Source organism: Flavobacteriales bacterium, assembly GCA_013214975.1.
In the GTDB taxonomy this organism is placed as follows: domain Bacteria; phylum Bacteroidota; class Bacteroidia; order DT-38; family DT-38; genus DT-38.
In genome coordinates this window covers 1-14,507 of the sequence record JABSPR010000211.1, presented here as the reverse complement: position 1 = coordinate 14,507, position 14,507 = coordinate 1, and the positions used below count along the sequence as shown (strand labels likewise).

Genomic DNA, 14,507 nt, shown 5'->3' with positions numbered 1-14,507 from the left:
GTATTCTAACCAAACAAGCATTGAGAGAATTTGAAAGGAAACGAATTTCCTATTCTCTTTAACGGGATGAATCTTTAAGATGTTACTACGCGAATTAACTTAATTTTTAGCCTTGTAAACCCCTGATTAGGATAGCTTATAATTGATAATAAAGTGATTTTTCTATGCGTTTGACAAAAAGATACGGGGACCGCGAAGTCCCCGTATTCTAACCAAACAAGCATTGAGAGAATTTGAAAGGAAACGAATTTCCTATCCTCTTTAACGGAATGAATCTTTAAGAAGTTACTACGTGTTTTTACTGGTTTTTGCAAAGGTATTTACCGGCTAATACAAAAAGATATAGGGGCCGCGAAGCCCCTATATTCTAACCAAACAAGCATTGAGAGAATTTGAAAGGAAACGAATTTCCTATCCTCTTTAACGGGATGAATCTTTAAGATGTTACTCCGCAATTACGCTTAAAAAGCAGGGTAAATAATAGTGTGATTTACCTATTCAACTCTTGGGTAATAAGTCTCGACTTTTCAGAATCACTTAATATGTAATCGATCCAGGTGATAGTATGGCCCTTTTTCTCCATTCTTCGAAACCATGTCATTTGCCTTTTAGCATATTGGTGAATAGCTGAGTTGAGTTTTTGGAACATGTCATTTCTATTTAATTCATTACTCAAAAACTGTGTGACAAACTTATACTCTAAACCGTAAAATTTTAATTGATCATGAGTAAGACCTTCACTAAGCAATCCTTCTACTTCCTCTATCATTCCATTCTCTAACCTTTCTGTAAGTCTAGATGTAATTCTTTTTTTGAGCACATCTCTTGGGATGTCTATTCCATAGATAAGAGATTTAACTGGTGGGTAATTGTTTTTCTCTAGCGTATTAGCTTTTGAGAAAGTCGCAATTTCAATAGCTCGAATTAATCTTTTCATGGAAGAGATGTCTGATTTATTATGTAGAGGGCCAAAGGTCTTTAATAATTTCACCAACTCGGTTTCTGTTTTTGCTTCTAATGTTTTTCTGAAATCGATATCAAATGGAACATTATCCAATTCATAACCTTCCAGAATTGCACTAATATACATTCCTGTTCCGCCGCATAGGATAGGATGTTTGTCTCGCTTCGTTACATTATTAAATGCTTTGTGAAAATCTCTCTGATAACGAAATAGATTATACTCTTCCCCGGGTTCTTCAATATCTATAAGATGATAGGGGGTGTCTTTATATTCGTTTAGATCTTTACCGGTACCAATATTCATTCTTCGGTAAATCTGTCTAGAGTCGCCACTTATTATTTCACCATTAAGATTTTCGGCAATCTTAATGGCAAGTTTTGTTTTCCCCGAGGCTGTCGGACCGATAATAGTAATCATTGAACAATATTAATAATTAAAAAATAAGCATGAAGATGAAACCGTATTGTATGACCGATATAACCCGTTGTTATTTTTCTATTTATGAAATAGTTAGGAAAACAATGTAAAATACTCTCTGTAATGCACACTCATCTGTTCATAAAGAAAATATACTATTGACTTGCTTGAGATTAAATATTGGTTAATTTTGGCGTCGTTAGTATATAGAAAACTGATGAGATTTCGGAACATTTCTGAAAATAATCGGTTTAAAATGTATTTAATAAAAAGGTAAAATTGAGTAGTACACCTATCCATATGATGTTGCATATATCTTGCGTAACTATCAAGAACATAATCAGTTTATCAAATCATAATATTATATAACATGAATGCAGTATTAATAGTTGCCATTGCGGTTGTAGCCTACATAGTAGTGTCTCAGATCTTTAGGGTTTACGAGTTGATTAGAGAGCTTGACGGTCCAAACAATAAGAATACTGTTGTTACTGAAGGAGAGAATAAACTTCAAGCAAATTTATTCTTCATATTCATGTTAGCTCTATTTGGCTTCTTTATATACAATATGGAGAGGTACTGGGGATTGATTTTGCCTCCTGCATCCTCAATACACGGAGCTGTTATTGATGATCTAATGAATTTTAACTTAATATTTGTTTCCGCGATTTTTGTTATTTGTATCACAATCCTATTTGGATTAACACTTAGATATAGAGGTAGAGATGATTCTAAAGCTGAATATATTCCGGTTAATCATAAATTAGAGTTGGCATGGACAATTGCTCCTTGTATTCCATTAACTATAATTATTATATGGGGATTAAGTACTTGGGAAGAGATAACATCGCCAGCACCTGCAGATGGAATAGTAATTGAATTATATGCTAAGCAGTTTGATTGGAGTGCTAGGTATACAGGTGATGATAATGAGTTAGGTTCTTTAAACTATCTTTTGATAGAAGGCATGAATTATATGGGAATAGATGCTACGGATGAAAGAGGACATGATGACGTAGTTGTTAAAGGAGAATTTCATATTCCGGTCGGGAAATCGATCAATTTACAGATGAGATCTCAGGATGTTATACATAGTGCATACCTGCCTCATTTTAGAGTTCAAATGAACTGTGTACCAGGGATGACAACTAGATTTCACTTTGTTCCTACTAAGACTACTGCTCAAATGAGAGAAGAGTTAGGTAATGATGAGTTTAACTACTTACTATATTGTAATAAGATTTGCGGAGCAACACACTTTAACATGCAAATGGATGTAATTGTGGATACGCAAGAAGATTACGAAGCTTGGTTAGCTGAACAAAAGAATGTTACTGAGAAAGGAATGATAGCAGTTGCAGAAGATACCAAAGAGGAAACAACTGTTGTTACAGCTGGACTAGCATTAAAATAATTGAATATTAGAGTAAAGATTAGTTTATTATGAGCGATCACGGACACCACCACAAAGAAAGTTTTATAACGCATTACATATTTAGCCAAGATCATAAAATGATCTCTAAGCAATTCCTTATAACAGGAATATTTATGGCTACTATTGGAACAATAATGGCTTCTTTGTTTAGAATCCAATTAGGTAACCCAGGAGAACCTTCTGCAGTTCTTAATTTTTTCTTAGGAGATGGTTGGGCACCAAATGGCATTATGGATCCTAATATGTATTTGGCATTGGTTACTTTACATGGTACAATCATGGTATTCTGGCTTCTTACTGCTGGTTTAAGTGGAACTTTCGCAAATCTTCTTATTCCATTACAATTGGGATGTAGAGATATGGCATCTGGTTTTATGAATATGCTTTCGTACTGGTTTTTCTTCGGTGCTACTGTTATATTGATCTCTTCGTTTTTTGTTACTGGCGGACCAGCATCTGGTGGTTGGACAGTATATCCTCCATTAAGTGCATTACCTGAAGCAATGCCTGGATCAGGAATGGGGATGGATTTATGGTTATCAGCAATGTCTTTATTTGTTGTTTCTTCTTTATTAGGAGGTCTTAATTACATTGTTACTGTAATTAACCTTAGAACTAAAGGAATGACTATGTATAGAATGCCTTTACCTATGTGGGCTATATTCTTTACAGCTGTTCTTGGAGTACTTTCTTTCCCGGTATTGTTTGCTTGTGTAGTATTATTAATCTTCGATAGAACATTCGGAACTGCATTCTACTTGTCTGATATTTTTATCGCAGGAGAGGCAATACCTGCTCAGGGTGGTAGTCCAATATTATTTGAACATTTGTTTTGGTTCTTAGGTCACCCAGAGGTATACATTATTATTTTACCGGCGTTAGGCTTAGCTTCTGAGGTAATTTCGGTTAACTCTAGAAAACCAATATTTGGATACAAAGCAATGGTATACTCTATAATGGCGATTGCATTCTTATCGTTTATTGTATGGGGACACCATATGTTTGTTACAGGAATGAATCCTTTTATCGGTGCTGTATTTACGTTTACAACATTGTTGATAGCAATTCCTTCAGCAGTTAAGGTGTTTAACTATTTGGCAACGTTGTTTAGAGGTAATATTCAATTCACGCCAGCAATGTGCTTTGCAATTGGAATGGTGTCAACTTTTATTACTGGTGGTGTAACAGGAATTATCTTAGCGGATAATGCACTTGACATCAACTTACACGATACATATTTCGTTGTGGCTCACTTCCATATTGTAATGGGATTATCTGCAGTACTTGCGATGTTTGCAGGTGTATATCACTGGTATCCTAAGTTGTATGGAAGAATGATGAACAAGACTTGGGGGTATATTCATTTCTGGTTCACGTTTATCTGTGCTTATGGTACATTCTTTCCGCAGCATTTCTTAGGATTAGCAGGTGTTCCTAGACGATATTACTCAAACACAGAGTTCCCTTTCCAGGATGACTTTGTTGATCTTAACTTCTTAGTATCTATTTTTGCAATAGGTGGAACTATATCTCAAGGGATTTTCTTAGTGAACTTCTTCTATAGCATCTTTAAAGGTGAAAAGGCTGTTCAGAATCCATGGAGAGCAAATACATTGGAATGGACTACACCGGTAGAACATATACATGGTAACTGGAATGGACCGTTGCCAATTGTAAAAAGATGGGCATATGATTACTCTAAGCCTGGTAAACCAGAAGATTTCTGTCTTCAGACTGAAGCTTTGGCAGAAGGAGAAAAAGATATGGGTGAGGATTATCACTAATAGAATTAAGAAAATTATTTAATAGCTAAATAAATTACAATGGCAGGAGAAGTAACAAAAGACATTTCGCAAGAAGAACTCTGGGAAGGTGGCAGATCACCATTCAGTATGAGTTATGGAAAAATGATGATGTGGTTTTTCTTAGTATCAGATGCGCTAACATTTGGTGGTTTGTTAACTGCACTTGGTTTTGCTCGTCAGAAATACGTAGATGTATGGCCTGCTGCTGAAGATGTATTTCATGCATTCCCTTTTACAGGACATGCTAATCTACCATTGATGTATGTAGCGTTAATGACATTTATTCTAATTGTAAGTTCTGTTACAATGGTATTAGCCGTTGAAGCAGGTCATAGGTTAGATAAGAAAGGAGTTCAGTTTTGGCTAGGTATGACTGTGATTGGAGGTTTGTTCTTTGTTCTTTCTCAAGTTTGGGAATGGGGACACTTTATTCATGGAACAGAAGAAGGTGTGTATACATATATAGATGGAACAAGAGGAAATATTTATGAAAGTTCTGATGACCATGCGCATAAAATTGCGGAGTGGACTGATGATGCTGAATTTAGAGTTACTGGAGTTACTGCTGGAGGAGTTAAGGTTGATGATGTTTATACGGGGGCAACAGCTGTTACAAAAATAGAAGAAGGTCATCATGTTCATGGTGCTAACCTTACAGAGAATGAATATGGTCCGCAGCAATACGCCGATTTCTTCTTCTTTATTACAGGATTTCACGGGTTTCACGTTTCAAGTGGTATATTAATAAATATCATTATTCTAATTGGTGTAGCGAAAGGTATATACCATAAAAGAGGACATTACGAAATGGTTGAAAAAACAGGATTGTACTGGCATTTTGTGGATTTGGTTTGGGTATTTGTATTCACCGCGTTTTACTTATTGTAAGCTTAAAAGACTACTACTATGGAAAGAGATGACATTATAGAATATTCGTTAGGTGCAGAGCATAGCGAAGAGAAAGGTGTAGAATTAAGAAAAGAAATTTTTAAAATCACTGGCATTCTAAGTTTACTTACTCTTATTGAAGTAGGTATGGGTGTTTGGGGAGCCAAAAATGGAATGGGATGGGAGATGATTAAAATCGGTTTCATCGTCCTTACATTAATTAAAGCTGGCATGATTATCATGAGCTTTATGCACCTTGGAGAAGAACGAAAAGGATTTAAGTATGTGTTACTTGTTCCTTACACATCTTTTATCTTGTACTTAGTTTTTATCGTTTTTAATGAAGCTTGGTTGGCTGGCGACGGTAGATTAATGTACTTGTGGTAATAGGCATCGATGGCAATAAGCACGTCTTGGGTTAAAACTAAAGTACTCCTTCTTGTAATAATGATTACCCCAATCATATTGTTGGGTGTATTCGGTTCTGCGGAACATAACTTCCATCCATTACCTATTGCAAATTCTAACGTTAATGGAGTAGAAATTACAATGTTTCCCCAAAACATTGAATTTGAAGATCAGAACAATACTTCGTTTAACGATTCTGTTCTACATGATAAAATTGTAGTAATTGGATATCATTTTATCAACTGTAAGTATAAATGCACAGAGTCGTCTAGAAAATTAATGAAGGTTCAGTATGAGTATAGGAAAACTCATGATGTCCATTATGTTCAGATGATGGTTGGAATGGATAAGAATCAAAGTTTTGATGAATATGTTTCAAAATGCCACATTAATGGCGAAACTTGGCACGTGCTCAAGCCTATTGATACTAGTGATAGTTTATTGATGGGGCATCGTAGATTAATGATTGAACTAAATGGAGAAGCATTAACTCCAGGTTCAATAAAACATTTACAGCAAATGTTACTGTTTGACAAAAGTCGACGTATAAGGGGTTATTATAATGTGAGTGATTCAACAGATGTAAACCGATTAATGGATGACATTAAAGTATTGAAAACAGAAGAATGGAGAAAAAGGGATAAACAACTAAATTCATAATTATGAAAACGGTTATCACAATTTTGCTCTTGTTTATTGCAATATTATATATTCAGTCCGATGTTTCTGCTCAATGTGCCATGTGTAAGGCAACGATAGAATCTAATGAAGAAGGGATCGGTGGTGGAATTAATAATGGTATACTATATATGATGGCTATCCCATATCTATTAATAGGTGGTGTTGGATATTTTATTTACAAGAATAAGATGAAACAAGAAAATATTGAAAGTTGATAATTTGCCTCTTAACTTAATTAAATAGTAACTACATTTATAAACGAATTAAAAAATAAAAGCATGTCAAGTTCTAGTAATAACGAATCAATGAGTGAAATGGAAGTGTTTATGGAGCATAATAAATTGGGTACAGCCGGATTTTTATTAATGTTCACATTTGTTATAGGTGCATTAGCTTCTGTATATGGTGCGATGGATCACATGATTCGTTTAACTATTACAATTTCAATTAGTATGATAATACTAATATCATACTTAGGTTTGTTTAGTTTTAAAACTGTTGCGAAAATAACAATTCTAGGCTTGGCAATTAACGTTTTAATACTGGTTACGGGTTTAATGACTAAAGATTTTTACGAGACTACGAGAGTAGAAAAAGCTGCTGCAACTGGTACCGTTGAAGCTCTAGAGCAGAAGTAGAAAGAGTTTATTGAATTAAGCCGTCTCTAATTGTAGAGACGGCTTTTTTTATGGATCAGTTGATCAAAATTATCAATATGGAAACAACCCGAGAGGATTTTGAAAAAAGGCCTTGGATAGATCTCGATAGAGGTATTCGGTACAAAGAATTTATAGAGGGTAATAAGAAGTTGAAGCTTGCCGAGTACTCAACTGGATTTATTGAAAATGATTGGTGTTTAAAGGCTCATTTAGGATATGTACTAGAGGGTAACTTTAGTATCAATTTCAGCGGACAGTTAAAGCGTTTTATTGAAGGAGATATAATTCAAATAAGTTCTGGAGAAGAATCCAGACACAAATTAATTATCGAAAGAAATGATTACGCCTTAATAATTCTGGTAGAAGACTTATAAAGCCTAAATACTTAGTTGTATCCTAAAAACAAATATAAGAACAACCATAATATCGCAAGGAAATGCCAGAAGATAGAGCAAAGCTCAATTCCTAAAATGTTTTTTGAACTGTACAGGTTCAGATAAGCTTTTATCATTACAACAATAGAAACAATAATTCCCCCTATTAAATGAGCGATATGCAATCCGCTTAATACATATATATAAGATCCTGCGGCATAGCTAGAGCTTCCTCCGAAAAAAACGCCATTATCAATTAGCTGACTATATCCTTGTATTTGTGTGTAGATAAAAGCCAATCCTAAAAGAAAAGTTGTTGTTATAGCTAGTTTAATGCCCTTTAGATCATCTTTTCTTGCAGATTTTTGCGTGTACCACATACTTATACTGCTTAATAAAATAATAATTGTACTCGTCGTAAAAGCTGGTGGTATAGCAGTCACGATCCAACTCGGTTCCCCGCTACTTACAATATACGCACTTGTAAGGCCAGCGAAAGCCATTGACATACTTCCCATGCCTACCCAAAGCAACATTTTTGCAGATTTTTGGTAGGCAGTCCTTTTATCTTGAGCAACTAAATCTATTGTAGACATGGTGTATTATTAATGTATTAGGCTACGAAGATAATGAATGTTATTCCTTGTATAACCAGTTTTCAACGCTTTTTGGTAACTCATTAAGTTGAAAATTAATAATTACTAATGGCTTAAAATTGAATGGTTTATGATTTACATTTGAAGATATTATAAAACAGTAAAATATTACTATTTGTTATCCGTCATCATTGTAGATGGAAACAGCATTACAAATATTTAGCATGCCAGCGGATCAGGAAAGAGAGATTCAAACCGTTGTGAAGAAGGAGGAGAAGCGCTTGCTTAACTTCATCAAGAGCAGGGTTGGAAATCAAATTGAAGCTGAAGATATTCTTCAGGATGTCTTTTACCAGTTGGTTAAAACGGTTCAGTTAAATGAACCTATAGATCAGATTTCTTCATGGATGTTCCGTGTAGCTAGAAACAAGATTATTGATCTTTTTAGAAAAAAGAAAACGGAATCTTTAGAAAGTATTGTTTCTAGGAATGATAAAGATGGAGTTTCCCTAAATGTTTCGGATTGGTTGCCTTCTAACGATGAAAGTCCAGATGGACAATTTGCACATAAAGTGATTATGGAGCAGATTAAAGAGGCTTTGGCAGAGCTTCCAATAGAGCAAAGCGAGGTTTTTGAAATGCATGAACTAGATGGATTGAGCTTTAATCAGATAGCTGATATTACTGGTGAAGCTGTTAATACACTAATATCAAGAAAAAGGTATGCCGTTTTGTTTTTAAGAAAGCGGTTGCAAGGTATTTATAATGAGTTAATTAATAATTAAGAAGAAGTTTATGAAGTATTGGATGAGTAAATGTATTGGTTGGTGCATTCTAGCTGTTTTAGGGGTGTTTGGATTTGGTTACCTCGTAATGTTGCTTTGGAATTGGTTAATGCCTGAGTTATTCGGATTGAATACAGTTGGTTATGCACAGGCTTTAGGATTACTCGTTCTTTGTAAAATGCTTTTTGGAAGTTTCGGTGGGGGAAAAGGATGTTCTACTAAATGTGGAGATGGAAGATCGTGGGGAAGACATAAGTGGAAATCAAAGCTCAAAGAAAAAATGGCGGATATGAGTGAGGAAGATCGAGAAAAATTTAACAAAGGAATGGGATGGTGTACTTGTGGCTGCCCTCCTGGAGAATGTAATTGTGGTCCAGAATGTAACTGTGGTTGTTATGGTAAAAAGGATAGTAACTGTTGTTAAATGTTAAGTTTATTTAATTTCGTATAACATAATGAACCTTGTGTTGTTATTTTTTATCGAATTCAGAAGTAAAGTGAAAGTCCAGTTTGTCGAATTTTTCCTGGGTGGTTTGAAGTATCCAGGCAGAATCGGCCAAGAAGACCAAATTCTTATTCCGATCCCTATAAAGAACGTTTGATTTTGTTTGTTCGAACTTCTTTAATTGAGCTTTGTCGCTAGATGTTACCCAGCACGCTTTATGAAAATTTAAAGAAGTAAACCGACATGATGCACCATATTCGTGTTGTAAGCGATGTTGGATAACTTCAAACTGTAGATCCCCAACAGTTCCAATTACTTTCTTTTGGCCCATTTCATGAATGAATAGTTGAGCAACGCCTTCCTCTGTTAATTGTCTAATTCCTTTGTCTAGTTGTTTTGCCTTCATTGGATCCATATTAACAAGCTCTCTGAAAGTCTCTGGTGAGAAGCTAGGAATACCTTTGAACATCATGTTTTCACCTTCTGTAAGTGTATCTCCAATTTTAAAGGTTCCAGTGTCGTATAAGCCAATTACATCACCAGGAAAGGCATTATCGATAATACTCTTACGCTGACCAACAAAATTCACAGGACTGGAAAATTTGATTTTTTTGTCGTTTCTAACATGATGAAAGAATTTGTTACGTTCAAACATTCCAGAACAAACTCTTAAAAACGCTATTCTGTCTCTATGTTTAGGGTCAACATTAGCATGTATTTTAAATACAAATCCTGAGAATTTCTCCTCAGTAGGAACAACTTCTCTTTTGTCGGTATATCTACTGGCTGGAAAAGGAGCGATATCTAAGAAGGTATCTAACATTTCTTCTATGCCAAAGTTATTTGAAGCACTCCCGAAAAAGACTGGTGCAAGAAGTCCATCCTTGTATAGCTCTTCCGAAAAAGGCTCGTAAACACCATCAATGAGTTCAATATCTTCTCTTAACTGGTTGGCGTCTATATCCCCTATAGTGGTGTCTAGTAGTGGGTCTGTTAACTCTTTAATTTCAATAACCTCTGTTTCAATTTCAGTTTTATTAGGATTGAATAAGTTTAGAGAGTGGTCATAAAGCTTATAAACTCCCTTGAAATTTCGTCCAATGTTAATGGGCCAGCTTAATGGCCTAACATTAATCTTTAATTTATCCTCAAGTTCATCAAGTATTCAAAAGGATCTCTTCCTTCTAAATCCATTTTATTTACAAATACAATTACTGGAGTATCACGCATTCTGCATACTTCCATTAATCGCTCGGTTTGTTGCTCAACACCTTTAACACAATCAATTACTAGTATAACTGAATCAACTGCAGTTAGTGTTCGGTAAGTATCTTCTGCAAAATCCTTATGGCCAGGAGTATCTAATAAGTTAATTAATACATTTTTGTATTCAAATGCCATCACTGACGTAGCGACAGAAATACCTCTTTGTCTTTCAATTTCCATGAAATCGGAAGCAGCCGTTTTTGTAATCTTATTTGACTTAACTGCTCCTGCTGTTTGAATAGCTCCACCATAAAGAAGTAGTTTCTCGGTCAGCGTAGTCTTGCCAGCATCTGGGTGACTAATGATCCCGAAGGTTCTTCTTTTTTTGATTTCTGAAAGTAACTCTTTCGAGTTCATAACTTCTTAATTTCTTGTTGATAAAGGTGCGAATTTACGAATAAGAGAATGATGATTTAAGAATTAATAATTCTATATTTAATAAGCTTATAATTAACAACTTAACATTTCTTATTTATGCTTAAAGCATGTTCCTTTTTACCAGCAGCCACTAAAATCATTAAAGACTTAGGACTTGATGACAATTTATTGGGAGTAACATTTGAATGTGATTCAGATAAGCCAGTTGTTTTAATATCTCTAATTGATAGCCATAGATTATCTAGTAAAGAAATTGACCAGATCGTTAAAGAAGCGCATCATGGTAGCAATAGTTTAAATGAAATAGAGATTGCGCTGTTCGAAGAGTTAGGACCCGATGTCGTATTTACGCAAGATCTATGTGACGTTTGTCAGATTGATAGCGTTGCTGTAACAAAGGGATTGGCTGGTTTAGCGAATCAACCTAAGATTGTTTCGCTTAATCCAAAATCTTTCTATGATGTACTTAATGATATTGAATTAGTTGCTTATGAATTAGGAGTTCCTGAAAAAGGGGAGGCGTTACGATTAGATATTAGTGAGCGACTTAAGAAAAACAGATCGAGATTAGCGAATGCTCCAATTAGAAAGGTGGCCTTTTTAGAATGGGCTGATCCGATTTTTAATGCAGGACATTGGATTCCAGATCAAATTAGAGAAGCAAATGGTTTAGACGATCTGGCAAACACAAATTTACCTTCAATAGAAATATCTCTTGAATCAATTTTTGAATATGATCCGGAGGTTTTGGTTTTTGCTCCGTGTGGTTTTGATACAGAAAGAGCCTTTGAAGGATTAGTTGTATTAAAGAATAACCCTAATTGGGGAAATCTCAAAGCGGTCAATAATGGAGAAGTATATGTTGCAGACTCAAAATACTTTACTCAACCAAGTTCTTTATTAATAGATGGAATTGAAATTTTATCTCATCTTTTTCATCCAGAACTCGTTCCTATTAAACCAGCACTTAATAATGCCTTTAAAGCTGTTTAGTCTTTAATGCGAAATTATTAGTGGTTGAACCTTCTGTATTAAACTCTCTCTAAATAGCATATTCACTTATTTCTGTAAATCGTTAGCATAAAGTGGACCGCTTCTAGGTCTAAATTAAGTGAGTGTTTCCAAGCATTAATATTTAAATTTAATCAGTTATGGAAACAAATAAGAAGAAAAAACAAACAACCTAAAATTTCATCAAAGAAGTACGCAGAAAAACAAGGCGTGTTTTCAGTTCTGAACAGAAGATCCAGATAGTAATGGAACAAAGAGTTTCTCGAAGCGGGAAAGAAGCGCTTAGCTGGCGATACAACACGAGAGGCTACCTCCGGTGAAGTAACCGCCCTGCGTAATGAGAACCTTCGTTTAAAGGAGGCTATTGCTGACTTGGTACTGCGCTACGATATGATAAAAAAACATCGGACATTTTGGATTAAGAGGGAAATTCAAGAAGTATATGCGTTTTACCGTATCCGAAAAACAGGAGCTCATCAAGATGGTTGTTGAATCTGATCTGGGAGTCAACTATACTTTGCGTGAAATAGACTTAAACAAAAGCTCTTTTTACAAATGGCACAAGGCGTACTCCGAAAATGGAGTAGAGGGATTGGAACCTCGCAAACGATCTTGCAGAAGGCAATGGAACAGCATCCCAGATGAACAAAATAATCTGATTGTTGAAGATTGCCTTAGAGCGTCCTGGATTGTCTTATAGGGAGCTTGTCTACCATCAACCGATAGAACAGCAGATCTTTGTCTCTGAGTCCAGCGTGTACAGTATATTAAAGGCCAGGGGCTTAATTACGTCCCTTGCCCACATGTTTTTGACAGCTGGAAACGAGTTCACAGATAAGACCAAGTTCGTTCATAAAATGTGGCAGACAGACTTTACCTATTTTCAAGATTATTGGCTGGGGATGGTATTACCTAAGCACTGTGTTAGATAATTACAGCAGATATATCGTTCACTGGGAACTCTGCGCGGGGATGAAGGCAGAAGATGTAAAAACGAACTATTGACAGAGCGGTTAACAAGGCGAAACTGATTACCAAGCAACGCCCAAAGCTGCTCTCAGACAACGGGTCTTGCTACATCGCCTCTGAGCTAAAGGAGTATTTAACCGATCACCATAATATGACTCAAGTACACGGCAGGCCAATGCACCCGCAAACACAAGGCAAGATTGAGCGCTACCATCGAACGATGAAAAATGTGGTGAAACTGGATAATTATTACCGACCAGAGGAGCTTGAAGGTGCGCTTGAAAAGTTCGTGTATCGCTATAATAATGAGCGTTACCATGAATCGATAAATAACCTAACTCCGGCTGATGTCTACTTATGGTCGGGGTGATGCAATCTTGAAGGAGAGAGAGAGAATAAAGCGGATTACCCTGCACAATAGAAGGCTAGAATACAAACAATTGAAAATGAAAGAAGAGACAGAAACTTAGAAAAAAATGTAATTTTGAATTATCATGAAATACTCACTAAGGAAAAGTTCACTTTAGTTTGAAGACTTACAGTTAGTGGTATTATTTGGTGTTCTGTATGTGTATTAATACTTAGTTGAAAGAGTCTGTTTGGCTTTAAATCGAAGTTTGTTCCATCGTATTTGATTTCCATTCCGAAATAATAGTCTTACATAATTCTATTGTAATGGGTTTTTCATAAACAGCGCTAAATCCAATTTCGATTAGGTTGTTATATTTTGTCATTCGATGAAAATGGGTGAGAGCGACAACAGGAGGGAGCTTTGCATTCAATCCTTTTAGATTTATATAAGTGGTTACATCATCCATTACAGGCATCTGAATGTCCATTATAATAATGCCGAAGGTATCGTCTTCATATAAATGAATTGCCTCTTCGCCATCTGAAGCGCATTCAATGTGACAGTTTAATGTAGTCAACATCATCTTTGCCAACATAACGTTGGTTTCGCTGTCGTCTACAAGCAGGATGTTAGTTGAGATGATTGATTCTTTTACAGACACACTTTTTGGGACGGTATCTTCAAGGTTGACGGCACATTGTCTGTTGTGCTTAAACTGTGTGCCAAAATACACTACACAAAAAAAGCCTCACATAAGTGAGGCTTTTAACATGAGTTTGTATTAACCCTGTTTGGAGGGGGTAAATATTCTCTCTCGCTCTAATTGTTTACTATCGTAAAGTGACATTGTTCCATATCAACATCTCTATTATCGCTCATTCGTTCAATCGTTAAATCCTTCATATGAACGCGAGTCTCAATGCCTTCATGCACCATCGAAACGGTCTTTATCTTAGTAATTGTAAAGTTGGATTTTCGATTCTTATTGATGTGAATCTTTTTATAGGCATCTACAATTTTATACTTTGCAGGTGTTTCCTTTGTTCTCTTTTCAATGTAGATATTTAAAAACTT

General features: G+C 35.5%; 15 protein-coding genes and 2 pseudogenes. 12 read left to right on the top strand and 5 right to left on the bottom strand.

Annotation, left to right across the window (positions count from 1 at the left end; translation table 11 throughout):
• Positions 1-490 precede the first annotated feature (490 nt).
• Positions 491-1,381, bottom strand: a complete 891-nt coding sequence (gene miaA / locus HRT72_07265) for a tRNA (adenosine(37)-N6)-dimethylallyltransferase MiaA (protein NQY67504.1) — start codon at positions 1,379-1,381, stop codon at positions 491-493.
• A gap of 370 nt (positions 1,382-1,751) precedes the next feature.
• Here miaA and HRT72_07260 point away from each other — a divergent pair, with 370 nt between their 5' ends.
• From HRT72_07260 to HRT72_07225, 8 genes are all read left to right on the top strand, one after another.
• A complete protein-coding gene (locus HRT72_07260; protein ID NQY67503.1) occupies positions 1,752-2,795 on the top strand; it encodes a cytochrome c oxidase subunit II in 1,044 nt (347 codons plus the stop codon).
• Between the two features lie 29 nt (positions 2,796-2,824).
• Positions 2,825-4,600, top strand: a complete 1,776-nt coding sequence (locus HRT72_07255) for a cbb3-type cytochrome c oxidase subunit I (protein NQY67502.1) — start codon at positions 2,825-2,827, stop codon at positions 4,598-4,600.
• A gap of 39 nt (positions 4,601-4,639) precedes the next feature.
• A complete protein-coding gene (locus tag HRT72_07250; GenBank protein NQY67501.1) occupies positions 4,640-5,509 on the top strand; it encodes a cytochrome c oxidase subunit 3 in 870 nt (289 codons plus the stop codon).
• Between the two features lie 18 nt (positions 5,510-5,527).
• Complete coding sequence (locus HRT72_07245) at positions 5,528-5,896, top strand: cytochrome C oxidase subunit IV family protein (protein ID NQY67500.1); 369 nt, start codon at positions 5,528-5,530, stop codon at positions 5,894-5,896.
• A 9-nt stretch (positions 5,897-5,905) separates the two neighbouring features.
• A complete protein-coding gene (locus tag HRT72_07240; protein ID NQY67499.1) occupies positions 5,906-6,577 on the top strand; it encodes a hypothetical protein in 672 nt (223 codons plus the stop codon).
• 2 nt (positions 6,578-6,579) lie between these two features.
• Positions 6,580-6,813, top strand: coding sequence for a hypothetical protein (locus HRT72_07235; GenBank protein ID NQY67498.1), 234 nt, complete (start codon positions 6,580-6,582; stop codon positions 6,811-6,813).
• A gap of 63 nt (positions 6,814-6,876) precedes the next feature.
• On the top strand, positions 6,877-7,236 hold the full coding sequence (locus tag HRT72_07230; GenBank protein NQY67497.1) for a hypothetical protein: 360 nt from the start codon (positions 6,877-6,879) through the stop codon (positions 7,234-7,236).
• A gap of 77 nt (positions 7,237-7,313) precedes the next feature.
• Entirely contained in the window at positions 7,314-7,631 is a 318-nt protein-coding gene (locus tag HRT72_07225; GenBank protein NQY67496.1) for a hypothetical protein, read from the top strand.
• Between the two features lie 11 nt (positions 7,632-7,642).
• Here HRT72_07225 and HRT72_07220 read toward each other — a convergent pair whose 3' ends face one another.
• Positions 7,643-8,227: a cytochrome c oxidase subunit 3 gene (locus HRT72_07220; GenBank protein ID NQY67495.1), complete on the bottom strand. Its 585-nt coding sequence runs from the start codon at positions 8,225-8,227 to the stop codon at positions 7,643-7,645.
• Between the two features lie 224 nt (positions 8,228-8,451).
• On the opposite strand from HRT72_07220, the gene HRT72_07215 reads away from it, so the two are divergent.
• A complete protein-coding gene (locus HRT72_07215; GenBank protein NQY67494.1) occupies positions 8,452-9,012 on the top strand; it encodes a sigma-70 family RNA polymerase sigma factor in 561 nt (186 codons plus the stop codon).
• 22 nt (positions 9,013-9,034) lie between these two features.
• The gene (locus tag HRT72_07210) at positions 9,035-9,436 is read left to right on the top strand and encodes a hypothetical protein (GenBank protein ID NQY67493.1); all 402 of its coding nucleotides are present in this window, start codon (positions 9,035-9,037) and stop codon (positions 9,434-9,436) included.
• Between the two features lie 46 nt (positions 9,437-9,482).
• Here the strand turns inward: HRT72_07210 and HRT72_07205 are convergent.
• Positions 9,483-11,080 (bottom strand): annotated as a pseudogene (locus HRT72_07205) (peptide chain release factor 3).
• Between the two features lie 117 nt (positions 11,081-11,197).
• Here HRT72_07205 and HRT72_07200 point away from each other — a divergent pair.
• Together HRT72_07200 and HRT72_07195 are read left to right on the top strand one after the other, a co-directional pair.
• A complete protein-coding gene (locus HRT72_07200) occupies positions 11,198-12,094 on the top strand; it encodes an ABC transporter substrate-binding protein (GenBank protein ID NQY67492.1) in 897 nt (298 codons plus the stop codon).
• A gap of 200 nt (positions 12,095-12,294) precedes the next feature.
• Positions 12,295-13,551 (top strand): annotated as a pseudogene (locus HRT72_07195) (IS3 family transposase).
• A gap of 135 nt (positions 13,552-13,686) precedes the next feature.
• Here the strand turns inward: HRT72_07195 and HRT72_07190 are convergent.
• Positions 13,687-14,094, bottom strand: a complete 408-nt coding sequence (locus HRT72_07190; GenBank protein ID NQY67491.1) for a response regulator — start codon at positions 14,092-14,094, stop codon at positions 13,687-13,689.
• Between the two features lie 158 nt (positions 14,095-14,252).
• Positions 14,253-14,507, bottom strand: a 255-nt coding sequence (locus HRT72_07185) for a hypothetical protein (GenBank protein NQY67490.1), incomplete at its 5' end; no start/stop codon positions are given.